At 58.6% G+C, this 23505-nt stretch carries 18 protein-coding genes and 2 pseudogenes; 16 read left to right on the top strand and 4 right to left on the bottom strand.

Translation table 11 applies throughout. The features are described from left to right. The 3 genes and pseudogenes from PM3016_RS23265 to PM3016_RS37545 all read left to right on the top strand — a co-directional run bounded on the left by PM3016_RS23265 (window position 1) and on the right by PM3016_RS37545 (window position 8749). Window positions 1–1329 (top strand): hemolysin family protein, encoded by a 1329-nt coding sequence (locus tag PM3016_RS23265; RefSeq protein ID WP_014371174.1) that lies wholly within the window; start codon window positions 1–3, stop codon window positions 1327–1329. 618 nt (window positions 1330–1947) lie between these two features. Further along, window positions 1948–8266, top strand: a pseudogene (locus PM3016_RS36825) (rhamnogalacturonan lyase family protein). Window positions 8267–8650: 384 nt separating this feature from the next. Beyond that, on the top strand, window positions 8651–8749 hold the full coding sequence (locus tag PM3016_RS37545; RefSeq protein ID WP_014651926.1) for a YjcZ family sporulation protein: 99 nt from the start codon (window positions 8651–8653) through the stop codon (window positions 8747–8749). 122 nt (window positions 8750–8871) lie between these two features. On the opposite strand, the gene PM3016_RS23250 is transcribed toward PM3016_RS37545, so the two are convergent. The 3 genes from PM3016_RS23250 to PM3016_RS23240 all read right to left on the bottom strand — a co-directional run bounded on the left by PM3016_RS23250 (window position 8872) and on the right by PM3016_RS23240 (window position 10404). After that, on the bottom strand, window positions 8872–9483 hold the full coding sequence (locus PM3016_RS23250) for a P-loop nucleotide/nucleoside kinase family protein (RefSeq protein ID WP_014371173.1): 612 nt from the start codon (window positions 9481–9483) through the stop codon (window positions 8872–8874). Between the two features lie 193 nt (window positions 9484–9676). Next, the gene (locus PM3016_RS23245; protein WP_013919031.1) at window positions 9677–10027 is read right to left on the bottom strand and encodes a thioredoxin family protein; all 351 of its coding nucleotides are present in this window, start codon (window positions 10025–10027) and stop codon (window positions 9677–9679) included. Beyond that, a complete protein-coding gene (locus PM3016_RS23240; protein WP_013919030.1) occupies window positions 10024–10404 on the bottom strand; it encodes a MerR family transcriptional regulator in 381 nt (126 codons plus the stop codon). Before PM3016_RS23240 ends, PM3016_RS23245 begins: the two co-directional genes overlap by 4 nt. Before the next feature lie 451 nt (window positions 10405–10855). Here PM3016_RS23240 and PM3016_RS38255 point away from each other — a divergent pair, with 451 nt between their 5' ends. Then, window positions 10856–11062, top strand: coding sequence for a calcium-binding protein (locus tag PM3016_RS38255; RefSeq protein ID WP_148279703.1), 207 nt, complete (start codon window positions 10856–10858; stop codon window positions 11060–11062). A 90-nt stretch (window positions 11063–11152) separates the two neighbouring features. On the opposite strand, the gene PM3016_RS23235 is transcribed toward PM3016_RS38255, so the two are convergent. Beyond that, on the bottom strand, window positions 11153–11623 hold the full coding sequence (locus PM3016_RS23235) for a DL-endopeptidase inhibitor IseA family protein (protein WP_014371170.1): 471 nt from the start codon (window positions 11621–11623) through the stop codon (window positions 11153–11155). Between the two features lie 162 nt (window positions 11624–11785). Between PM3016_RS23235 and PM3016_RS23230 the strand changes: the two genes are divergently transcribed. The 12 genes and pseudogenes from PM3016_RS23230 (at window position 11786) to PM3016_RS23175 (ending at window position 23489) form a co-directional block, all read left to right on the top strand. Beyond that, a complete protein-coding gene (locus PM3016_RS23230) occupies window positions 11786–12709 on the top strand; it encodes a DoxX-like family protein (RefSeq protein WP_014371169.1) in 924 nt (307 codons plus the stop codon). Continuing rightward, window positions 12706–13386, top strand: coding sequence for a DUF4166 domain-containing protein (locus PM3016_RS23225; protein WP_014371168.1), 681 nt, complete (start codon window positions 12706–12708; stop codon window positions 13384–13386). Before PM3016_RS23230 ends, PM3016_RS23225 begins: the two co-directional genes overlap by 4 nt. A gap of 90 nt (window positions 13387–13476) precedes the next feature. Beyond that, window positions 13477–14175 (top strand): Crp/Fnr family transcriptional regulator, encoded by a 699-nt coding sequence (locus tag PM3016_RS23220; protein WP_014371167.1) that lies wholly within the window; start codon window positions 13477–13479, stop codon window positions 14173–14175. Continuing rightward, window positions 14172–15455, top strand: coding sequence for an MFS transporter (locus PM3016_RS23215; RefSeq protein WP_014371166.1), 1284 nt, complete (start codon window positions 14172–14174; stop codon window positions 15453–15455). The genes PM3016_RS23220 and PM3016_RS23215 overlap by 4 nt, the downstream gene beginning before the upstream one ends. Before the next feature lie 176 nt (window positions 15456–15631). Continuing rightward, window positions 15632–15991 carry a (2Fe-2S) ferredoxin domain-containing protein gene (locus PM3016_RS23210; protein WP_014371165.1) on the top strand — a complete coding sequence of 120 codons (360 nt, stop codon included), beginning with the start codon at window positions 15632–15634 and terminating at the stop codon, window positions 15989–15991. A 111-nt stretch (window positions 15992–16102) separates the two neighbouring features. Continuing rightward, the gene (locus PM3016_RS23205; RefSeq protein WP_013919022.1) at window positions 16103–16354 is read left to right on the top strand and encodes a YolD-like family protein; all 252 of its coding nucleotides are present in this window, start codon (window positions 16103–16105) and stop codon (window positions 16352–16354) included. Window positions 16355–16445: 91 nt separating this feature from the next. After that, window positions 16446–17120 carry a sulfite oxidase-like oxidoreductase gene (locus PM3016_RS23200; RefSeq protein WP_014371164.1) on the top strand — a complete coding sequence of 225 codons (675 nt, stop codon included), beginning with the start codon at window positions 16446–16448 and terminating at the stop codon, window positions 17118–17120. A gap of 261 nt (window positions 17121–17381) precedes the next feature. Beyond that, a complete protein-coding gene (locus PM3016_RS23195) occupies window positions 17382–19319 on the top strand; it encodes a fibronectin type III domain-containing protein (protein ID WP_014371163.1) in 1938 nt (645 codons plus the stop codon). A 158-nt stretch (window positions 19320–19477) separates the two neighbouring features. Continuing rightward, the gene (locus tag PM3016_RS23190; RefSeq protein ID WP_014371162.1) at window positions 19478–19894 is read left to right on the top strand and encodes a VOC family protein; all 417 of its coding nucleotides are present in this window, start codon (window positions 19478–19480) and stop codon (window positions 19892–19894) included. Between the two features lie 300 nt (window positions 19895–20194). Beyond that, window positions 20195–21031, top strand: a complete 837-nt coding sequence (locus tag PM3016_RS23185) for an alpha/beta fold hydrolase (protein WP_013919017.1) — start codon at window positions 20195–20197, stop codon at window positions 21029–21031. 5 nt (window positions 21032–21036) lie between these two features. Continuing rightward, window positions 21037–21534 (top strand): nitrogen regulation protein NR(II), encoded by a 498-nt coding sequence (locus PM3016_RS23180; RefSeq protein WP_013919016.1) that lies wholly within the window; start codon window positions 21037–21039, stop codon window positions 21532–21534. 280 nt (window positions 21535–21814) lie between these two features. Then, a pseudogene (locus tag PM3016_RS23175) lies at window positions 21815–23489 on the top strand (glycoside hydrolase family 13 protein). Window positions 23490–23505: the final 16 nt, after the last annotated feature.

The raw sequence follows: 23505 nt of genomic DNA, 5'->3' as shown, positions 1-23505 counted from the left end.
ATGGCCTTAAATTTGTTTCTTGTAGCCCTTCTTATTTTGCTCACGGCCTTTTTCGTCGCTACCGAATTTGCGATCATTCGTCTCCGGAGCTCCCGTGTGGACCAGCTGATCGTTGAGGGACGGAAAAATGCGGTTGCTGTGCAAATGGTTCAGCGCAATCTGGACGGATACTTATCCGCGTGCCAGCTGGGGATTACGATCACCGCGCTCGGACTGGGATGGCTGGGAGAACCGACCGTAGAAGCGCTGCTTCACCCTATTTTTGATAGGTTCGGGCTCTCCGAAGAGCTCGCGACGCCGATCTCATTTTTGGCGGCTTTCGTGATCATGACGTATATCCACGTGGTGTTCGGGGAGCTTGCGCCGAAGACGTTCGCCATTCATAAGGCGGAAGCGATCTCTCTGATGCTCGCACGGCCCATCATGATTTTCTATAAGATCATGTACCCTTTTATCTGGCTGCTGAACGGTTCGGCCAATGCGATGGTCCGGGCATTCGGCCTGAAGCCGGCCAAGGAACATGAAGAAGCGCACTCCGAGGAAGAAATCCAGATCATCGTATCCGAAAGCTTCCAGAGCGGGAAAATCAATCAGTCCGAGTACGGCTACGTGAATCGCATCTTCGCCTTTGACGATATGCTGGCCCGGGAGATTATGGTGCCCCGCACGGATATGATCTGCTTATATACAAACCATACGCTCGAGGAGAATCTGGAGATCATCCGCCGCGAGCAGTACACCCGCTTCCCTGTTGCCAAGGAGAGCAAGGACAACATTATCGGGATGATCAACACGAAGCAGTTTTTCCTGAAATACGACAACCATCCGGAAACCTTCGACTTCGCCTCGCTGGTTCATCCGGTGCTGACAGTGCCCGAGTATATGCCGGTCAATAAACTCCTGACGCGGATGCAGAAGGAGCGGGTGCATATCGCTCTGCTTGTCGACGAGTACGGGGGAACCTCCGGACTGATCACGATGGAAGACATTCTGGAAGAAATCGTCGGCGAGATCCGCGACGAGTTCGATGCGGACGAAGCCAAGGAGATTGAGAAGCTGGGCGAGGCCCACTACATCTTCGACGGCAAGGTGTCGCTGACGGAAGTGAACGACCTGCTGGGCAGCCATCTCGACAACGAGGATGTGGATACGATCGGGGGCTGGCTCTTCGCGGCGAACTCCGAGATCAAGGTGAACGAACCCTGGATCAACCATGGTCTGGAATTCATTGTCCACAAGAAGGACAGCTACCGCATCCGCCGGGTGGAGATCCGCAGAGCGGACCAGCTGGCCGTGGTGGAGCCCGAGGCGGAATTTTCGGAAGTGTAGAATGGTAAACGGCAATCGCCCTCTACTCTGCCTACTTGGCAGGGGGGAGGGCGATTTTCTTTATGATCTATACAATGCGTCGATATTGCACTTTCTTGCGCCTATGGTTTTTTCATCTGCTTCACCCATAATCAAATGAAGTGATTATGTTTGGATGAAGGAGCGGCATGATAAAATTGGAACCGCCGACAGAGGTTTCCACAATCATCGAGTCCAAGGGATCAAGCCTTGGAATGACACCGTTAGAATGCTTCAGCTGGAAAGATGCCGTCTCTGGGAAAGGGGAGCAGTATAAGCAAAGCCTGGACTAGCCGACAACCAAGAGCCGCGAAACACGCGAAGGAAAGTGAGTCGATCCAAATCGCTTCAATAAGCAGACAGTAGTTTTTTGAAATGTAAGCGCATAACAAAGGGGTGGGATCGTTTTTTCTCCGGTTTTTTACAAAATCATGATTCTGTGCTCGCATGAACGAAAATACCGATTGGGAGACGGAGGGAACTCCAAACTGTCAGGTCAAGTCATGGACTGGGATTGGAAAATAAGAAGGAGTGAGTTCATTGGGTACAAAAGCAGGATCCCGCAGCAAATCAATATGCGCATTCTTTTTAACTCTTCTTATGGTTTTTTCGGCGGTCGTCTTGCCGGCTCCGGGGCATGCAGCGTCATCAGACAGCACGCAGGCCCGTCAGGCGGAATATCTGAACCGGGGTTTGGTGGCGGTGCTGGTCGATAACGGCGTCTTCTTAAGCTGGCGCTATTTGAATACGGATCCGAATGAAATCGCTTTTAATGTGTACAAGAACGGAAAAAAGGTGAATGCGGCGCCTATTAGCGGCTCGACCAACTATGTTGACACGACCGGCGCCGACAGTTCCGAGTACCAGATTTCCACGGTGATCGCCGGTAAGGAAGAAATGCAGCCGGAAACCGTTTCCGTCTGGCATAACAAATACCTGCCTATCCCGCTGGTTAAACCGGCCGATGGCAGAACCAAGGATGGCGGCACTTATTCCTACACAGCCAGCGACGCGTCCGTGGCGGATGTGGACGGTGACGGTGAGTTTGAAATTGTCTTTCTCTGGAACCCGAGCAACATGAAGGACAATTCCCATGCCGGCTATACCGGCAATGTGTTTATTGACGCCGTCGAACTGGACGGAACCAGGCTCTGGCGTATCGATCTGGGTGTCAACATCCGTGCTGGCGCGCATTATACGCCATTCATGGTGTACGACTTGGATGGCAACGGCAAAGCCGAAGTCGTCGTCAAAACGGCGGACGGCACGAAGGACGGCAAAGGACAAGTGATCGGCGACGGCACCAAGGATTACCGCAACGAGAGCGGATATATCCTGTCGGGCCCGGAATATCTCACGCTGTTTGACGGTCAAACCGGAGCAGCCGTTTCCACGGTGAATTACGATCCTCCAAGAGGCGATGTGAGCGCGTGGGGCGACGGTTACGGCAACCGCGTGGACCGTTTCCTTGCCGCTGTCGCTTATTTGGATGGCGTGAAGCCAAGCGTCATCATGACCCGCGGCTATTATACGCGCACCGTGCTGGCTGCTTATGACTTTGCCGGCGGCCAGTTGGTAAATCGCTGGATATTCGACACGAATGAAGCAGGCGAACAGTACGAAGGTCAAGGCAATCACGGCTTAAGCGTACTGGATGTCGACGCCGACGGGAAAGACGAGATCATGTTCGGCGCGCTGGCGATTAACGATGACGGAACCTTGATGTACAGCACCGGACTCGGCCACGGCGATGCGATGCATGCAGGCAAGCTCGATCCGGCGAGGGACGGCTACCAGGTGGTAAGCGTGCATGAACACACCACTGCCCAATACGGCCTTGAGATGCGGGATGCCGCAACGGGCGACATTCTTTGGGGTGAGTATACCGGCATAGACACCGGCCGCGGCATGTCGGCGGATATCGACCCGACCTATCCGGGTTACGAATCCTGGGCCGCTACCATTGTCGACGGGCAGATCGTCCCCGTAACCAATGGCTATTCGGCAGGCGGAAATGTCATTTACAGCAAGGAAGAAGCGCCGAAAAGCGCCAACTTTGCGATCTGGTGGGACGGAGACCTTGGCCGGGAGCTGTTCGATCATGTATGGGATAGCAGCACCTCCAAAGGAGTCCCGGTCGTTTACAAATGGGATTACCAAAACAAAAAGCTGAATGAAATCTTCAGAGCGGAAGGCGCTTTGACCAATAACAGTACCAAAGGCAATCCGGCGATTCAGGCGGATATCCTAGGAGACTGGCGCGAGGAAATTCTGCTGCGGAGCGAAGACAGCACGGAATACAGGCTGTATTCGACGACCATTCCTACGGCTTACCGGATTCCCGCGCTGATGCAGGATCCTGTATACCGCTTGGGTGCGGCCTGGCAGAACGCGGGTTACAATCAGCCGCCTCACACGGGATTTCATATCGGTTTCGGCGCGGCAGACTTCCCTAAAGCGAATATGGATCTCACGGGCGGCAGAGCAGTGACGGAGCAGGTCTACCACTTTGATTTCGGTACGGAAACGGAGGCCGGTACAACCGTTGTGCAGGATACGTACTACACGGCAGGCACAGGCTACGGGTTCGAGAATACAAGCGGCATTACCGTGGGCGCCGGCCAGGTGACCTTACCGGAGAATGCCAAATTTGCGGTTGATTTACCGAATGCCAATTATAAGGTGACGGTCAAGCTCGGCGATGATGCGCAAGACTCCAACGTGGGCGTCAAGTCGGAATATGTTCAGAAGCTGGCCGTATCGAATGTGAAAGCGGGAGAGCCTCTCGTCTATTCCTATGACATCGCACTGGTGGACGGTCAGCTGGAATTCATCTTCTCCGGCTCGTCTATTCATGTGCAGGAAATCATCCTTGAGAAGTATCCGGAGAAAACGCCGGGCGTCTCCAAGACGATCTATATGGCCGGCGATTCGACGATGCAGTCTTACAGCGCCATGCAGGCTCCGCAGGAAGGCTGGGGGCAGCAGTTCGGCTCTTATTTCGCCAATGGCGTCGTAGTCGAGAATCACTCGATCGGCGGCAGAAGCAGCAAGTCCTTCATGGTTGACGGCCGGCTCGATACGATACTGCGCGAGATCAAGCCGCAAGACTTCTTCTTCATTTCCTTCGGTCATAACGATGCCAGCGCCGGAATTCCGGAGCGTTATGCGTCTCCGGAGGACTATAAAACCTACCTGGCCCGCTATGTCAACGGCGCCAGACAGCGCGGCGCGACGCCGATACTTCTTACGCCGGTAGGGCGCAGAGATTTCAATACGATCACCCAGGAGTTTAATGTAAGCTTCCCGGAATATGTTAAAGCCGCCAAAGAAGTGGCGGAGGAGCTCCAGGTGCAGCTTGTTGATTTGAGCCAGTTAAGCATCGCCCATTACAATAAGATCGGCCTGGCCGCTTCTGAGAAGCTCTTCTTATATGCGAATCCGGGCGAATATCCGAAATACCCGAATGGCGTGAGCGATAACACGCACTTCAGCGGATATGGCGCACAGGTCATTGCCGGATTGGTTGCGGGAGCGGTCAAACCGCTGAATCTAAGCATATCACCGTACGTCATTAATCCGGATCTCGTCGAGCCGGAGCCGGAGCCGGAAATCCAGCTCTATGAGGAGAACTTCGAGGGCGATCCTGCCGCGATCCAATATGCGATGGTGAATGCCGCGGGGATCTCGGGAACGATGACGGGGACGGTCGTGGAGCAGAACGGAAACAAGGTGCTGTCCGTTACCGGCGGCGGATCCGGAAACCGTGCCAAAGTGTTCCGTTTGTTCGATGCGGTGAACGGCGATGTGGTCCGTGTGAATTTCGACTGGCATTCGGGCAATGTGGGCGCTTTCCCATCCGAAGGGCATTTGTCGCTGATGGACGCGAATGAGAATGTAATCTTGACCCTGTACACCACCAGCGGTACGAACACGCGGATCGGTTATTACCCGGGCCTTTACACCGCCAGCTACGGTACGGGCAGCACGGCCATTCCGGATGGCGGCGTAACCACTAACGTTTATAAAAACCAGTGGGTTAACGTGGATGCCGCCATTCACTTTGCCGAGAAGAAGATCGATTTGACACTGACGAGCTTGACGGACCCGAACGTCACCCAGACGATCAAGGGTATTCCGATGAGCTCCGGAACTGCCTACACCGATAATGTGAGGGGGATGCGGTTCCTCGGTACGAGAAAAAGCGGCGGAGGAACGCTGAGCTGGACCACCCAGATCGACAATGTGTGGATGGAAGGCACGAAGCTTACGCCGACTGCAGGCGATCAGACGGCCTTGATTGCGCTGCATGAAGAGGTCAAAGCCTTGGATCTGTCGGCCTATACCGAACACTCCACTGCCGTGCTGAACCGGGCTTTGGCGGCTGCCGAGGCGATCATAGGCACGGAAGCCGCCCAGGCTCAGGTGGATCATGTGTTTAACATGCTGACGGTCGCGAAGGAGTCGCTGACAAGCGAACCGACAGGCGACATCAGTGAGTACCAATTCGACTTTGGCTCCGGAGCTGCGGCCGAAGGTTATCTCAAGGTAGACGACAAAAGAGCGTATGTGGAAGGGAATGGCTACGGATTTGCCGATACCTCTCTAACCCTGGACGCCAACCGCGAGACCGGGAATGCGCTGACGGAGGATTTCACCCGCATCAACGGCACCTCCTTCCTGGTGGAGATGAAGCCGGCGAATTACCGCATCACGATGACAATTGGCGATGCGCAGGAGGCTACGAACGCCGGTGTGACGGTAGAGCAGATGGCGAAAGTGCCGGTTACATCGATACCAGCGGGGGAATTCAAGGAAATCACCTATGACATTGCGCTGATTGACGGCGTATTCAACTTTGACTTCTCGGGCAACACTCCGAAGATCAATGCGCTGAAAATTGAACGCCTGCCTGACAACGGCGCGGGCGAAAAGCCGGTAATTTATTTGGCGAGTGATTCTACGGTTGCGAGCTATGCGGAAAGCTATCGCCCGCAAGCCGGATGGGGCGAAACGCTGGGAGCCCACTTCGATTTGGATCAGGTCCGCATCGATAACCGGGCGGTCGGCGGGCTCAGCAGTAAAACCTTCCTGGTGGGCGGATATTTGAACGAAATTCTGCTTGGCATCCATGCTGGCGATTATCTGTTCATGCAGTGGTCTCATAATGATTCCACGCCTTCGCGTCCGGAGCGATACCTAACGCCGGAGCAATTTAAGGATTATTTGAAAGCTTATATCAACGGTGCCGTGCAGCGAGGAGCGACCCCGGTTCTGGTGACGCCGGTGAACAGGCGTGACTTCACGGGTGAAACCTTGAACAAGAGCTTCCCGGAATACGTTCAGGCGATGAAAGAAACGGCGCAAGAAACCGGAACCCTCCTCATGGATCTGAATCAAGCCAGCTGGGAATATTTTCAGGAGCTTGGACCTGAGGGGACCAAAGACATCTTCATGTGGGTAGACGGAAAAGAGGACAACACGCATCTGCAGATGAACGGCGCCATCAAGGTAGCCGAGCTGGTGGCGGGGCTGGTGAGAGAGCTGAATATTCCGCTTGCTGCCTTTGTCAAGCCGTCGGATCAGGAGGCACCGCAAACAACCGCGACAGCGGAAGGGGAATCGCATAACGGCTGGTATACTTCGCCGGTGCAGGTAACCTTGAGCGCCATTGATGAAGGTTCCGTAGTCGAAGCGACCTACTATCAGATCAATCATGGGGAAATGATGACGGGTACGGGGGTGCTCCTGAACGAGGAGGGAGAACATACCGTTACTTACTGGAGCGTCGACGAGGCAGGGAACAAGGAGGCAGAGCAGTCGTTACCCGTGCGAATCGACCTTGCCCCTCCAACCATTGACGTCCAAGGGCAAACCGAGTATACGATCGATCAGCAGGTTGAGATTACCTACACGGCTTCCGATACAGCGTCCGGCGTTGACAAGCCGACCGGCGTACTGCTGAATGTCCCGGCTTATACGCTGGAGCCAGGCCCACATCAGGTAACCGCTGCGGTTTACGATCGGGCAGGACGGGAGCAGAGCGTCGATTTCAGCTTCGGGGTTATGGCCACCTTCGATAGCTTGGCTGAACTTACGCTTGGCTTCGCTGCCGAAATCCCAGGACCCGAACTCGGAAAAGATTGCACAGCAGCTCGTTAGTCTGCTGGAGCAGGCTGAACAATCGGCGAAGGCGCGTGAAGGAGCAAAGGCTCGCCAGCTCTTGGAGGCGTACAGCAATCAAGTCAATAAGAATAGGGATAAGGTATTCACGACTGCACAGGCTGATACTCTCATCAAGTGGGCATCTTGGCTTCGACAGATGACGCCGCTTGCGAAGAGCGCCCCCGGCACGCCGGTATTGTCCGATAATAACGGTCACGATACGGGTCTGGAAGACGGGGATTATACGGTTACGATGAATCTCTGGTGGGGCAACAACGGAACCCAGTTCAAGCTGTACGAGAATGGGAAGCTGATCAACCAAACAGCGCTGGCTGACGAGTCTCCGTCCGCCCAGTCCGTGAAGACGGACATTACCGGCAGGAAGAATGGCACTTATGTCTATACTTGCGAACTGATCAATTCCCTCGGCGCGACGCCATGCGCTCCGCTGACTGTGAACGTCACGGATGCCTCTCCGGGGCAGGCGGTTTTGTCCCATGATAACTGGGATGGCGACGGCAGCTTTAACGTCAGCATGAATCTCTGGTGGGGCACGAACGCTTCGGAGTACGCGCTCTACGAGAATGGGATACTGATCGATACGCAGTCTTTGGAAGCTCGTACGCCTGACGCCCAATTAGCTGTCACGGCAATCGTTGATAAGGCACCGGGCACTTATGTATACGAGGCCGTATTAAGCAACCAAGCGGGCGAAACCAGAACCGCAAAAATGACCGTCACCGTACAAGAGTAATAAGTACGACTCTACAGGAAAACAGATGGCTCCAAGCAGAGCAGCTCAAGTTGGGCTGCTCTGTTTGGGCTGAGGAGATAAGAGGCGCTCAAGGTGCGGCGGTGAAACGCGGGAAGAGAGTGAAGAACCAAGGTTCTGTTAATGAAATGGAGACAACAGAACGCGGAAAAGACGGTGCTTTTACACAACCGTCTCTCCAGAAGGCCTGCCTATGGGTTGCTGTGGACCGGCGGTGATCCGACAACACTACAGTATATGAAAATCTATCAACAGCAGAATGTGTGAGAGACTGTGCACAAAGACACATTTTCAAGCACTGTCCAAACCGGACAAGCGAAGAATCCCATAAACTGCATTATGCTTAACCGGAAGGAGGCGGCAGCTATGGGTTATGGTGCAGGTTGTGGCGGATTCACGAGCACAGGGGTTATTCTGGTTCTTTTCATCCTGCTTGTGATTGTTTCTACTGCATTTGTCATCTGAGTCACATCACATGCGCCCAATTGGGTACGAAGCCGGGACGGAGGTCCCGGCTTTTTGTTCAAGTATGCGCGTACATAAAGGATGGCGAAGCCGTTTTTCTCACTTGGTGATTGCGGTGAGGTTTATGACGCGGAAGAAGTATCCGTCCTGCCTCCGTAGACGAAGTGCTCGAGGGAGGCCAGAGCCGCCTCGCTCAGCGGCCCTGAGTTGTCGAAGTGCAGCACGGACGACGGAGGAAGCGGCCAGCGGATCTCCCGCGGGGCGAGAGAACCCCGGAATTCGTCCCAATGCGCGAGCTTCCACAGGTCGAGCTCCGAGCTGCGGGCGCAGAGCCGCTCCCTGTACGCTTCCTCGGAAGGGAGCGAGACCAGCACGACGCGGACCTCTATGGATTCCAGGGTGGCGCCGATGCGCGCCAGCTCGTCTGCAATCCAGTCCCCGTCCCCGGTTTCCTTGGTGAAGGGACCAACGACCACGGCATCGATGCCGAGCTCCAGGTTCTCGAGCGCCGCATCCATCGTGATGCGGTAACCGAGGTCCCGGCAGCGAACCTTGTACTCCGCGGAATCGCGGTCGGCCGGGTCGAGGCCGGAGATCTCCATAATCTTCTCGGCAGCGGGGCGCAGCAGGGTGTCCATATCGAAGAAAGCGGCCCGGCGCCTGGCGGCCAGCTTCTTGGCCAGGGTGGTTTTGCCTGCGGCGGCGGGGCCGAGGAAAAAGGTTAACTTCGGCATAAGGCGGCTCCTTGATCGATGAGATGAGTGCACTTGGCTCTGTTCTGGAAGGTCATACAGCTTCTATTATAAGCCGGGGCTGCGCCCGGGTCCAAGCCTGCTTTGACGCACCCGATCCCCGCCGGCTGTTCCCTGCCCGACGAAAGCGAAGTACGGCCTGCCTCTGACACAGGGTCAGCGGCAGGCCGTCTCCTTACCCGTTCGCAGGTGTGCTCCCCGCGGCGGCCGGCAGGTACCGGTCGATGATCGCCTGATAGCCGGCCTTGGACCGGAGGCCGACCAGTTTCTCAACAGGCTCGCCGTTCTTGAAGAGAATCACCGTCGGCATGGACATGACGCCGTAAGCCGCCGCCGTCTCCGGCGACTCGTCGCAGTCCAGCTTCAGGATCGACAGGCTGGAGCCGTAGGCCTCCCCGAGCTCATCGAGGATCGGGAGCAGGGTCCGGCAGGGCGGGCACCAGACGGCGCCGAAGTCGAGCAGCGTCAGGGCGTGGGAGCGAATCTGCTCGTCTGCATTCGTATCATTCACATTCACGGGTTTCATGTAGGGTTTCCTCCATTCAAGATGGTTTGCTGTTCCTCGCGGATCGCTTCAATGCGCTCGACGAGGTTGGAACGTATGCGGGTAAGCAGCTCGATCTGCTCGTTCATCTCCGCGAGCTTCTTCTCGTACACGGGAAGCACCTCCGCGCAGAAGGCCTCCTTGTTCTTCATGACACACTGCAGGAATCCTGCGATCTGCTCGGTCGTCAGCCCGAGACTGAGATAGAACTGCACGGTTCGTACCTGCTCCGCGGCGAACGGGCTATATTCCCGGTACCCGTTAGCCATGCGAACAGGCTGGATCAGTCCCTGCTCTTCGTAATAGCGCAGGGAGCGGATGCTGACGCCCGTTGTGCTGGACAGCTCTCCGATTCGCACCCGGCGGCGCCTCCTTTCCTCGTGGGGTACCCCCAGTATAAACCATGACATGGATGTGAGGGTCAAGAGGTTTTCTGCAGAGGGGGGGATGTATTCCTCTTCATGGGAATATTAAGGGAATTTAATCCAGTAGGAGAAAAGGATATGGTACGATTGGGATGGGGTTCGTCGACACTTCGATTATGGAGGCTGAAGACGAATGGCAACTGCGGAAGGAAGATTGATTTTCGGTACGAGAGGCAATGATGTGATTACGGCTGCGGCCAAGGACAGGGTTCCGGATCATCACGCGCTCGAACATTTATGACAGCAGAGACGGTTTACTCAGCGGAGGCATGGGCAAGGATCGGTATGAGATCTATTATCGTGCCTACGGGGGTTCGAATAGGATCCGCGAAGCGGGTATGGCGGGGGAGACGGATACGGTCTTCATAGGTGAAACCTACGCGCCATTGAACACTTCTTTGACAAAGGCGCATACCGTGTGGAACGCTTCGAATTCGGGAGCGGTACCATCCTGACGGATACGCAGGTCGAGCAGATGGTGCAGGCCATGGCTGCGGTTCCCGGGGGCGGGGACGCCACGGAAGCCGGCGGGCCGGCCGGTGAAGCGCAGGACCTTCTGCTTGCTGCCGGGGACTCCGCGCTTATCGGCTAAACCTTGTATATCTTTACAATAGAGAAGCGCCGGTCCTCCATGGGAGGCCGGCGCTTTTGTCACTGTGCATGGGCAAGTCTGGGGCATGACTTAACGGCAGGGCTGATACCGGTAATCCACCTGACGGCGGGTCCGGTTAATAATGGCGAGCCGCCCGCGGATGACCGCGAACGTGTACAGGATCGTGACATTCCCGGAGGGGTCACCGGACAGCACGGCCCGTACGGCGATGCGGGAGGACGTGCGGCGGATGACCGCCAGGGAGACGACACGGTCAGGCACAGGGCCCGGGTCGCCGACCGGTACGTACAGCGCTCCGCGGTAGCGCAGCGTTCTCAGGTTGCAGAGCAGAATCCGGCTGAGGCTGGGCCCGAAGTAGCGGCGGAAGAAAGCGAAGATCTTCGCCCGCGTATTGAAGCGGGTGGGCAGCTGTCGGTACTCGTTGCCGCCGATCGTGATGAGCCGCCCGCTGAGAGAGGAGTCGAAGACAATGAACCAGAGCGCTTCGGCCCGGTTGATGAAGTTGCGAAGCGTGGTTGCCGTATACGGCAGAAGAGCCATAAGGCTTCACCTCCTGCGTTATTCTATGAAACTATGAGTTCCCATGTCCGGGCCGGGGTCGTAGGATAGAGCCGATTTTTTAGTTTTGCGGCGATTGTGGTAGGATGGGAACCAACATAGGCAGAACACTTGGGCCTGATCAAGTACGGGAGGGGTGGAACCTTGAAAAGGGAACCGATCTATGTCGAGATCACAATGAACACGGAGATGGAGAAGCTGTGGGAGCATACCCAGTCACCCCAGCTGCATCAGCAGTGGGACCTGAGGTTCTCGGAGATCCGCTATCTGCCGAAGACGGAGGAGGGCGAACCGCAGCGCTTTCTGTACCGCACGCGGATCGGGTTCGGGCTGTCGATCGCAGGTGAAGGCGAAACGATAGGGACAACAGAAAAGAACGGGGTGAAGACCTCCGTGCTGAAGTTCTCCTCCGGCCAGGCGGTCTCGCTGATCCGGGAAGGGGCGGGATTCTGGAGGTACGTGCCGGAGGCGGATGGAAGGATCCGCTTCTTGACCCGCTATGATTATCAAACGCGCTTCGGGGCGTTCGGGAGGCTGCTGGACCGATTCGTGTTCCGGCCCTTGATGGGCTGGGCGACCGCCTGGAGCTTCGACTGCCTGAGATTGTGGCTCGAGAGAGGCATCCCTCCGCACCTGTCAGCGGCCAGGGCCCTGACCCACGCCGTCTGTCTTGCGGTGCTGTCGTTCGATTGGATCTACCAGGGGGTCGTGCCGAAGCTGATCTACCCGAATTCGGGAGAGCTGGAGATTCTGCGAAGCACGGGGTGGTTCTCCGGCAGCGAGCTGGAGGTCATCCGGCTGATGGGCGCGGCCGAGGCGGGATTCGGCCTGCTGACGCTTGCCGCCGGCAGCCGGTACGGCCACCTCGTCTACTGGCTCCATATCATCCTGCTGACCGGGCTCGGGTTGAGTGCCGCAGGCCATCCCCTCACCTATGTGGAGCCCTTCAATCCGGTGACGCTGAATCTGTCGATGATCGCCATCGCTTTCATCGGCCTGCAGCAGCTCGGGGACCTTCCTTCGGCCCGCCGGTGCGTACGCAGACCGGAGAGGAGGGAGGAAGCGTGACGTCCATATATCAGAGGGTGCTTGGCTCGGAGTTCAACCGGCTGCATCCGGAGATCCGCAGGCGGTTCGGGTTCTGCTCCGAAGACCGGATCGCTTCCATCGGCCGCGGCGTGATGGACCGGGTCTGGTATGGAAGAGCATTCACCAAGCCGTTCCTGTCCCTTGGCGCATGGCGCAATATCATGTTCCCCCAGCAGGGGGAGAACGTGCCTTTTACCATCGAGAACTATGCGTACAAGGACCGCTTCGGGAGAGAAACCGTCACCTGGATCCGCAAGTTCCAGTTCCCCGGGCGGATCCGCCGCTTCGATGCCACGATGATCTACAGCGAACAGCGGCACAAGATTGTAGATTATCTCGGGACGCACCAGCATCTCGCTGTGGAGATCGATATGTCGCCGGCGGAGAACGGCGGGGTCCGGCTGCGGTCGGGCAATCAGTACTTCTACGAGGGCTGGATCGGCTTCCGCTTCCCCATGCGGTTCTCGGGCTATGCGGATGTATGCGAATGGTTCGACGAACAGGAAGGGCTCTTCCGCATTGAGGTGAATGTCGCGAATCCCGTCTTCGGGCCGCTCTTCGGGTACAGCGGCCGGTTCCGTGCCGAATACATCCATGTGGAGGAGGGAGGGATTCCGGCGGATGTATTCCCCCTCCGGGAGGAACGCCGCGAGTAGGGGGGGATGCTTCAGGACATATGTCCTTTTCATCCGGGTGAGGATCGGGTTTAATGGGGAATATCCAAAGAATACAGACAGGTGGAGAGCATGGAGATATCCCAAATCCTGAAGAAGCACCGGCCGATTGCGGAGCTGTTCGCCGGAGTGGAAGAGGAAGCGTTGAAAGAATGGAAGGTGCTGACGTACCAGCCCGGCGAAAAGCTGTGCGGGCAGGAGGAGCCGCTGACCCTGCTGCAGATCGTAGTGGAAGGGCTTGTACAGGCGGAGCATCTGATGCCCGGGGGCGAAGGCGTGGTGCTCGCCCGCATGGAGAGCGGGCACATGATCGGCGATCTGGAGCTGCTGCTGACAGAGCCGGTGGTCTGCCAGGCGGTGGCCGTCGTGCCCACGACGGTCCTGGCCACGCAGGTGGAGAAGTTCCGCCGCCGGCTCGAAACCGATCTCGTCTACTCGCGGATGCTGAACCTGCAGCTGGCGAGCAAGCTTTACCAGTCGTCGGTCAGCACGGTGGAATATGCACTGATCCCGCTGAAGCAGCGGCTGCTCAAATACTGGGTGGACCGCCTGGAGGGACTGGATTTCGGCAGCCAGACCCGTTATGAGCTCGATTATTCCTCCGAAGAGACGGCGAGACAGCTGCGGGTGACGAGCCGGAGCGTCAACCGGATCATGAAGGAGTGGAAGGAACAGGGGCTGATCCAGGTCGGACGCCACAAAGTCACGGTGACCGAACGCAGCCGCACGATGTTCCGCAAGCTCCTCCAAAGAAGCGGAGGGGACTTATGAGAATGGGGCAGCCCGGCCCTGCCGCCGTCCTCTCCAGGAGCAGCGGCATCCAGGCGGCCGCGCTGAAGGTGTTCTACTTCTGTTATTTTGCCGCCTACGGGTCCTTGTTCCCGTATCTGGTGCCGTACCTGGAGGAACGGATCGTGCTCAGCGGGCTGCAGGCGGGGGCTCTGCTTGCGGTGCAGCCGCTGATGCTCATCGTGGTCCAGCCGCTGTGGGGGCTGCTCTGCGACACGACGCGGCAGGCCAAGGGGATTCTGGCTGCCGCGTCGCTGTGCATGGTGGCGAGCGGTCTGGCCTTGTCTGCAGCGGACAGCTTCACCGGGGTGGTGCTGGCGCTGGTCGGCGTGGCTTCGTTCCAATGCGCCCTCATGCCGATTGCCGACAGTCTGACGATGGCCTTCTCCCTGCGCACCGGGAGAACCTACGGTTCGTTCGGGCTGTGGGGAGCCATCGGCTTCTCGGCCGGCGTGTTCGTGACGGGCCGGCTGGCCGGGGGCCTAGGGATGTCGGTGGCGGTATGGGCGTTCGTCACGGCGAGCGTGCTGGGTCTGCTGATTCTGCTGCTGCTGCCCGGTGAACTCGGCGATCGGGAGGCGTCCGGGTCCGGGTCCGGTGAGCAGGCCTCGACGCTGAGCGCGGTGCTCCGGCTGCTGAGGCTTCCTCAGGTCTGGATGTTCCTGCTGGCGGCGCTGCTCATCATGGGGCCGGTCTTCGCGAACAACACGTACTTCGGCACGTATGCGGCGGGTCTTGGCGGCAGCGTCGCCGCCGCAGGCCTGCTGATGCTCATCGCCGCCGGGAGCGAGATCCCCTTCATGCAGGCGGCCGAACGGTTTGCCGCCCGGCTGGGTCTGCTGCGCCTCATTACGGTTGCCGCGGTGTTCACCGCCGTGAGATGGTACATGTACCTCTTCGGGCTGCCGCAGCCGCTGCTGTACCTGACGCTGCTCCTGCAGGGCTTCTCCGTCGGCCTGCTGCTGCCGCTTACGATCCGCTACATCGTCGCCGCCGCCCCGCAGGAGGTCCGGGTGACGGCGATCGCCCTGTATTCGATGATGGGGGCGGGAGTGGGCAACGCCTTCTGCAACTTTGCCGGAGGCCTGCTTCTGCACGCTTATTCAGTACATGCGGTGTACCTGTTCTTCGCGGTGCTCGCTACAGCAGGAGTGCTGCTGCTCGGGGGCATCGGCGTGATCGAGCGCCGGAGCGGGAACAAGTTGCCGCAGCGGCAGGCATCCGTTATCATGGAAGCAGGGAAGCCGGAGCGTATGCCGTAGGCTTGGCGGCCGGCCGGAGAACAGGAAGCCTGCTGCCGTCGGCCGGAAGAAGGAAGATATCCTACGAATAGACTGCGGTGATGAGGTTCGCACTTTGGCGGGCGTCTCTCCCTTTTGTCGGACCGGACAAGGGAGGACGCCCTTTTTCTTGAATGGTAAGAGGGGGAGGAGTCATCATGGCTACTTGGAATCTATCGAATACGAGGCATCACGTGCTGATCTGCAATGGGGGGAGCTGTATGCGCGGGGGCGCAGAGGCGGTGACCCAGGCGATCCGGGAGGAGATCCGCGCCTGCGGGGCGGACGGCTTCATTCACACGACACGGACCCGGTGCAACGGACGCTGTGACGACGCGTGCGTGGTCATCGTCTATCCGGAAGGCGTGTGGTACCAGGGCATGACGCCCGAATCGGGTCGGCTGATGGTGCAGGAGCACCTGCTCGGGGGAAGCCCAGTGCTCGAGCGGGTGGTATATACCTATGGAGGGACGGGCCTGGCCCCTACCGGCAGCGGCCGGGAAGGGGTTGCCAAGTAAGGGCCCGTGTCTTGCAATCGGCTCTCCCCTTGGGTCCCGACTTTTGCTATAATAAGAGGATATGGGTAAGAGGCAGGACCGTTTTACCGAAGGGCAGGAGGGAAGATCAACATGGCAAAAGCGAAGGTGGCCAAGCGTCCGACACGCGACGAATTCGAGCTGGAAGAGCTCGGCAATCAGCTGGTGGAAGCGAAGAACGAGGACTCCGAGATCGTGCTGACCGTCTGGGGCTGGGAGGAGCAGGTACGCGGACGGATCGTCAACATGGATTCGCGGACGAAGCTGGTTCATGTCGAGGGGGAGCAGCAGCTCACGAAGGTGCCGTTCATGGATATCATGAAAGTGGAATATCCGAGGGATTAGAGAGCGGGGGAACCCCATAGGTCTTCAAGCAAGCACCCGGACTTAAGCAAAAACCGGGATCAAAACAGACATCCGGAGGAGGCCGCATCTCATGCACAGCAAAGCCGAACGTTTGAAAGGGATGAAGACGCCGGGCACGGCGGCTGCGGTAAAGCCGGAGCTTGCCCACAGGCTGCCGCCCGGGCAGGTATGGACCGACCGGTTCCCGATTCTCCATGAAGGAGAGGTACCGCAGTATGACATGGCCGAGTGGACGCTCCGTCTCTTTGGAGCCGGGCTGGAGGAACGCACGCTGACCTATGCGGAGCTGATGAAGCTGCCGCAGACGACCTTGCGGTGCGATATTCACTGCGTAACCCGGTGGTCGAAGGCGGATACGCAGTGGACGGGGGTGCGGTTCCGCGATCTGCTCGAGGAGCTCGGGATCCGTTCGAAGGCTCCCTATCTCATGATCCATGCGGACACGGATTACGAGACGAACGTGCCGCTGAAGGATCTCCTGGGCGATGCGCTGCTCGCCCACAGCTATAACGGCGAGCCGCTGACCCCGAAGCACGGCTGGCCGCTGCGCCTGGTTGTGCCCCATCTCTACTTCTGGAAGAGTGCGAAGTGGATCCGCGGCATCGAATTCATGACGGAGGACCGGACAGGCTTCTGGGAGCGCAACGGCTTTCATAACACGGCCGACCCGTTCCGGGAAGAGCGCTTCTCGGGCGAGGAGCTTCCGATTCCCGAAGACGAATGGGTGCATAAGGATTACGACTGAGAGAATACAAGGGAAAAACAGGATATTATACCATATAATCCTAAGTGTATACGAAAGGATACTGCACCTGGCCATGGGCCGGGTGTTATTTTTTATAAGGGCAGATTGCGGCAGTAGAGCAGGTTCGACCCGGGAGGAGGCTCTGGAGGGACGCAAGGGTGGCACGGCGCAATCTTGACCAAGACGATACGACAGTGCAGGCAAGCATCATCGCTTGGATACAAAGGGTATCAAAGGTGAATGAGAAAGGGAGAGAAATCGATGAAACGCATGCAAAAAATCGGGTTGATCGGCACGCTGCTGGCCGCTTTGATGCCTCTGCCGGCCATGGCGGCCGAAGGGATCTACCTGGATATCGGAGAACCGCAAGAGTATATGCCTTATGGCGGCGAGAAGCTTCCGATTCGTGTCTACCCATCGGGCGAGAAGATCCAATCCATGACAGCGCAATTGGACGGCAGACTCATTTCACTGTCTCCCGATTGTGCCGACGTTTACTGCACATGGAGCGGAAGCCTGCCGCTCGAAGGGGTGAAGCAGGGAGTTTATCCGCTTCAGGTGAAGGCGGCAGGCACGGAAGGAGGACAAGGCTCAGCCGAGCGTTTGATTACGATTGACTATGTCCCTGAACTTATCCGCCTCGAACCGGCTCCGAATACGATTGCTGCCGGCGGGGTGGTCAAGGTCCGTGTCGATGCCGCAGATAGGGATTACCGCTCGCCATACCTGATCGTTTCTCTGGTGAATGCCTGGGGGGACGTGGTGGCCAGTGAGAGCGGCAGCGCGCCTTTCGAGACAAGGCTGCAAGTCCAGGGCTATGACGGGGAGACGCTGACCCTGCGGGTAACCGAAAGCGAGGGGTCGGAGTATCCGCCACGGGTGATCGCCGAGAGAGCGATCGTGATCGAAGCGAGCAAGCGGCTGGAGACCGTGGCATCCGTCGACGGAACTGTGATCGATTATGACGCGGACCGGATTTTGTATGCGAACAGCGGCGTTCTGTTTCTTCAGGAGAGGGCGAGCGCCAAGGTGACGGAGGTGCCCCGGACCAGGGGACGGCAGATCAGCGAATCCGCGCGGCTGACCCACTCGGGCGTAATCTTTGCCGCAGAGAATGCGGAGGAGTCGGAGAAAAAGCTCTACGTATGGTCCCCAGGGAAGAAAGCTAAATCCACAGGTGTAAAGTATAAGGACGGCGGTTCGCTGGCTGTCCAGGGGAGCTCGGCTGTGTATACCCCCGGCACCGGAGACAAGCTGTACGTCATCGATACCCGGGACGGCCGAGCCGAGAAGGTGAAAGCACGCGGTGTGCAGTCCGCTGCCTTTGAGCCGGACGGCTCCATCGTCTTCGCAGCCGGAGTGAAAAAAGAGGAAGGCCGAAAGCTGTTCCGGCGTTATACCGACGGGCGTACGGAGGCGCTCACCGTCACCGGCGCGGTGTACGACGAGCCGCTGTCGGACGGAGAGACGGTCGTCTTCCGGGGCGACGGAGATCGGCTGCTGACGCTGAGGGGCGGCGAGATCGGGGAGCTTGCCGGTACGGGCAGAGCTTCTTCCTATGAACCGAGGCCGCACCGCGACTACGAGATTCAGGGCGGCTGGATTGCTTATACGGCCGGGAGCGCCGACGGCAGCCGCCAGGTGTGCCTCCGCGAGCCTTCCGGGACGGTTACGCAGGTGACCTATGGCCTGACGGCCCCAAGGATCGCGGGACTGGGCGGTGACGGAACGCTGGCGGTGCAGACCGATTCCGAACTGCAGTTGTACGACCCGCAGGACGAGGCTCTGATACGGACCGGCGGTGCAGCCGGTCAGGTCAAAGGGATTCAGGGACAATGGTTCAATGCGTTGTCCGGTACGATCCTCGGGATCGTATCCGGTGCCGTTGACGAGACGGTCCCGGTATGGCCTTCTCCTGAACCGCTCAGCGTGAGCGGGGTTACCGATTCGAAAGCGCTGCTGAGCTGGCAGCCTGCCGAGGATGAAGGCGGAGTGCAGTTTTACAATATCACGGTCTTGATCCCCGAGATGGGATATGAGGTGATCCATACCGAAATTCCGGGAAGCGATACAAGCTATGAGCTTTGGGGGCTGTCCCCGGGAACCGCCTATTTGGCTGCGGTGGAGGCCGTCGACCATGCGGGCAATCGTTCGGAAGCAGCGCTGATCGACTTCACCACGGAGCCTTACTCCATGTAGGATGGATCACTCCTGCAGCAGCGCGCGGGAGGTCTTCCCCCGGCGGGGGTCCGCAATCCGTAAGAAATCCCGCTCCTTCTTATAAGCTATAATGGTCTCAGAAGCGGCTGGAAGTCAGAATCAAGGACAGCCAGCAAGGGGAGAAAGGAGTGTTGACGATGAACGGAGAATTGTGGATCAACCTGCCGGTGAAGGACCTGGAGAAGGCCAAAGCGTTCTACTCTGCGGCGGGCTTTGCGCTGCACCCGAGACACGAAGGCAGCAGGGATGCGGCCGGACTGCTCATCGGGGAGAAGAAGGTGACGGTGATGCTGTTCCCGGAAGAAGCCTTCGAGAAGTTCGCGGGCCATGCAGCGGCCGATCCGAAGAAAGGATCGGAGGTGCTGCTCTCCATCGGTGCGGCCAGCAGGGAAGAAGTGGACGGAATCATCCGGAGAGCTGTGGAGGCCGGCGGCACGTGTTTCTGCGAGCCGAAGGAGGAGCAGGGCTGGATGTACGGCGCGGGCTTCGCCGATGTGGACGGCCACCGCTGGAACATTCTGTATATGGATATGAGCCGGATGCCGAGCGAGTGAGTCCGCTGCTCCCCCACGGCTGGTACACCTGTTCTCTCAGGTTGGAGAGGGCAGGTGTTCTTTTTTTTGAGGGTAAGGGCTTACATTGCCAGGCTGTTGTGATGATTCCTGTCTGTACGGGTAAGAGAGAGGTGGGGGATGGGAGGGGCTCTCCTCCCGAGGGGACTGAATTCTATTTCGGCGAATAGGAACAAAGGCCAGGCAGAGTATGGTATAGTAGGATACGGTTGCTAACTGAGTAACTGCTTCTGCCATGTGCCGCTCAGTCCAAAAGCTGTGGGACAGAAAAGGGGGAGTATGATGAAGATCGATATTCTTGCCCGCAATCAAGTTTACATATCGGGCAGGGGCAAGCAGGCAATGATGTTCGCACCCGGCTTCGGATGTGATCAGAACATGTGGCGCTGCGTGGCTCCGGCCTTCGAAGATACATACCGGGTGATCCGCTTCGACTATGTCGGGGCCGGCCGGACCGACCGGGCTTACTACGACGCGGACCGGTACGCCGCCCTGGACGGCTATGCGCTGGATGTGCTGGACATCTGCCGCACGCTCGACCTGCAAGAGGTGGTGTTCGTCGGGCATTCCGTCGGAGCCATGATCGGCCTGCTCGCTTCGATCGGTGAGCCGGAGCGCTTCTCGCAGCTCATTCTTGTGAGCCCGTCGCCGTGTTATATGAACCTCCCGCCGTCCTATACCGGCGGGTTCGAACGGGAGGATCTGGAGGGGCTGCTTGAGCTCATGGAGCGGAACTTCGCCGGCTGGGCGGATTTCCTGGCCCCTGCCGTGATGCAGAATCCGGACCGCCCGGAGCTGACACAGGAGCTCAAGACGAGCTTCTGCTCGATGGACCCGGACATTGCCCGGAGATTCGCCAGGGCGACGTTCCTGGCGGACAACCGCAGCGACCTGCCCAGGGTGACCGTACCCTCGCTCATTCTCCAGTGTGCCGGGGACGTGATCGCTCCGCTCGAGGTAGGATCGTACATGCACCGCCATGTTCCCGGGAGTACGCTGGTCCTCATGGAAGCGACCGGGCACTGCCCCCACCTGAGCCACCCGGAGGAGACCATCCGGCGGATCGGTGAATCCCTGCAGCCGGTGCATGGCGGCGCATCCTCGGCAGACGGCAGGTGAAGTCCATGGATGACCGACTGGATCGGGCTCCCTGCGGGTACCTGACCGTACAGGAGGACTGCACGATCCTCGAGAGCAATCAGACTCTTGCCAAGCTGCTCGGCAGCGAATCCTCGAAGCTGGCGGGGCGGCCGCTGCATTCGGTGCTGGCCGTTTCGAGCCGCATCTTCTTTCAGATCTACTTCTTTCCCTTAATGCACCTGGAGGGAAAAGTCGAGGAGATGTACCTTTCCCTGCAGGCGGTCTCCGGCCAGGAGATTCCCGTGCTGCTGAATGCGGTGCGCCGGGAACGCGAAGGGAAGACCGTGTTCGAATTCATCCTTGTACCGATGCGCCGGCGGATGGATTACGAGCAGCAGCTCTCCGCATCCGAGCATGCCGTCTCCAAGGCAAAGCTTGAACTGGAGCGTCTGGAGCGGACGCTGGAGCGCAAGCGGAAGGAGTGGCTGGAGCTGAACGGGAGGACGCCGGGCGGGGAAAGCGCCGAAGCGCATTCCTCATGACCCGGAGGCTGAACGCTCCTGTTACGCAGCGGTTCGCTAGAAGGGGCCGTCACCCGGATGGAAGGGGCGGTCCCTTCGGCGTGAACGGATTCTGAGGTTCCGCCACGGGAACGGCATCAAGCGGAGGATTCGGAGGGCGGGGAAGAGGGGCTTCGGCAGCGAGGCGGATCCCATGCGGCCTGGTCGGCACGGCAGGCTGCTGCCCGGCTGGAGTCCCCAGCCGCGCTGTGATATGGTGATGGGGAGTACAGAGGTGATAGAGAGGAGAGGAGCGGACATCATGCAGCGAGCATTTTGGAAGGAAGCCGTAGTGTATCAGATTTATCCCCGGAGCTTCATGGACAGCAATGGAGACGGGATCGGCGATCTGCAGGGCATCGTCTCGAGGCTGGATTATCTGCAGGAGCTGGGCGTGGACGTCGTCTGGCTGTCGCCGGTGTATCAGTCCCCGAACGACGATAACGGCTACGATATCAGCGACTATCAGGCGATCCTCGGCGAGTTTGGCACGATGGAAGACTGGGAGAGGCTGCTGGAGGGCCTCCATGCCCGGGGCATCAAGCTGATCATGGACCTTGGTGGTCAACCACACCTCGGACGAGCATCCGTGGTTCGTGTCCTCGCGGGAGTCCAAGGACAGCCCGTACCGCGATTACTACTGGTGGAGACCGGGCAGGGACGGGCGGGAGCCGACGAACTGGGTGTCCGTATTCAGCGGTCCGGCCTGGGAGTATGACGAGGCGACCGGGGAGTATTACATGCACCTGTTCTCGAAAAAGCAGCCCGACCTCAACTGGGAGAACGAGAAGGTCCGCGAAGAAGTATACGAGATGATGACCTGGTGGCTGGACAAGGGCATCGACGGCTTCCGGATGGACGTCATCAACATGATCTCCAAGGAGCCCTCCCTGCCGGATGCGGGCGACGCCCGGTATGCATGGGGCGGCGAGTACTTCACGAACGGGCCGCGCATTCACGAGTTCCTGCAGGAGATGAACCGCAGGGTGCTCTCGCGCTATGACATCATGACGGTAGGCGAGACGCCGGGCATCACGGCCGAGGAGGCTGTGCTCTATACGGGCGAAGACCGCGGGGAGCTTAACATGGTGTTCCAGTTCGAACACATGGACGTGGACAGCGAGGGCAGCAAGTGGAACGTCAAGCCGTGGAAGCTCACCGACCTGAAGCGGATTCTGAACAAGTGGCAGCTGGAGCTCCAGGGCAGGGGCTGGAACAGTCTGTACCTGAACAACCATGACCAGCCCCGCATGGTCTCCCGCTTCGGCAACGACGGGCCCTACCGCGTGGAGTCGGCCAAAATGCTGGCGACGCTCCTCCACACGATGCAGGGCACGCCTTATATTTATCAGGGCGAGGAGATCGGCATGACCAATGTCCGTTTCGGTTCGGTCGAGGAGTACAAGGACATCGAGACGCTGAACTGGTACAAGGAGCGGATGGCGGAAGGGGCGGACCCGGCGGAGCTGCTGCGCGCAGTCCATGCGAAGGGACGCGACAATGCCCGGACACCGTTCCAATGGGACGCTTCGCCGAACGGCGGGTTCACGGCCGGCACGCCATGGCTGGCGGTCAATCCGAACTACCATGAGATCAACGCGGAAGAAGCGCGGAGAAATCCCGATTCGATATTTCATTACTACAAAAAGCTCATCGCCCTGCGCAAGCAGCATGACATTATGGTCTACGGCGAGTTCATCTCGATCCTGGACGAGCATGAGCAGATCTATGCCTATCTCCGGAAGCTCGGCGAAGAACGCTGGCTGATCCTGCTGAACTTCGCAGGGGAAAGCGCGGTGTTCGAGCTGCCCGGTTCGGTGGAAGGGGGCGGCGGCGAGCTCATCATCGGCAATTACGGCGATGCCGAGTCGCAGGCGGCTTCCGTCCGCCGGGTGGACCTGCGGCCGTATGAAGCCCGGGTGTACCGGTTGGTCTAATCATGAATAAAGGCGT

The sequence above is a fragment of the Paenibacillus mucilaginosus 3016 genome (assembly GCF_000250655.1).
In the GTDB taxonomy this organism is placed as follows: domain Bacteria; phylum Bacillota; class Bacilli; order Paenibacillales; family NBRC-103111; genus Paenibacillus_G; species Paenibacillus_G mucilaginosus.
Note: the sequence above shows the minus strand (reverse complement) of the source record. Positions and strands in the feature narration are given on the sequence as shown.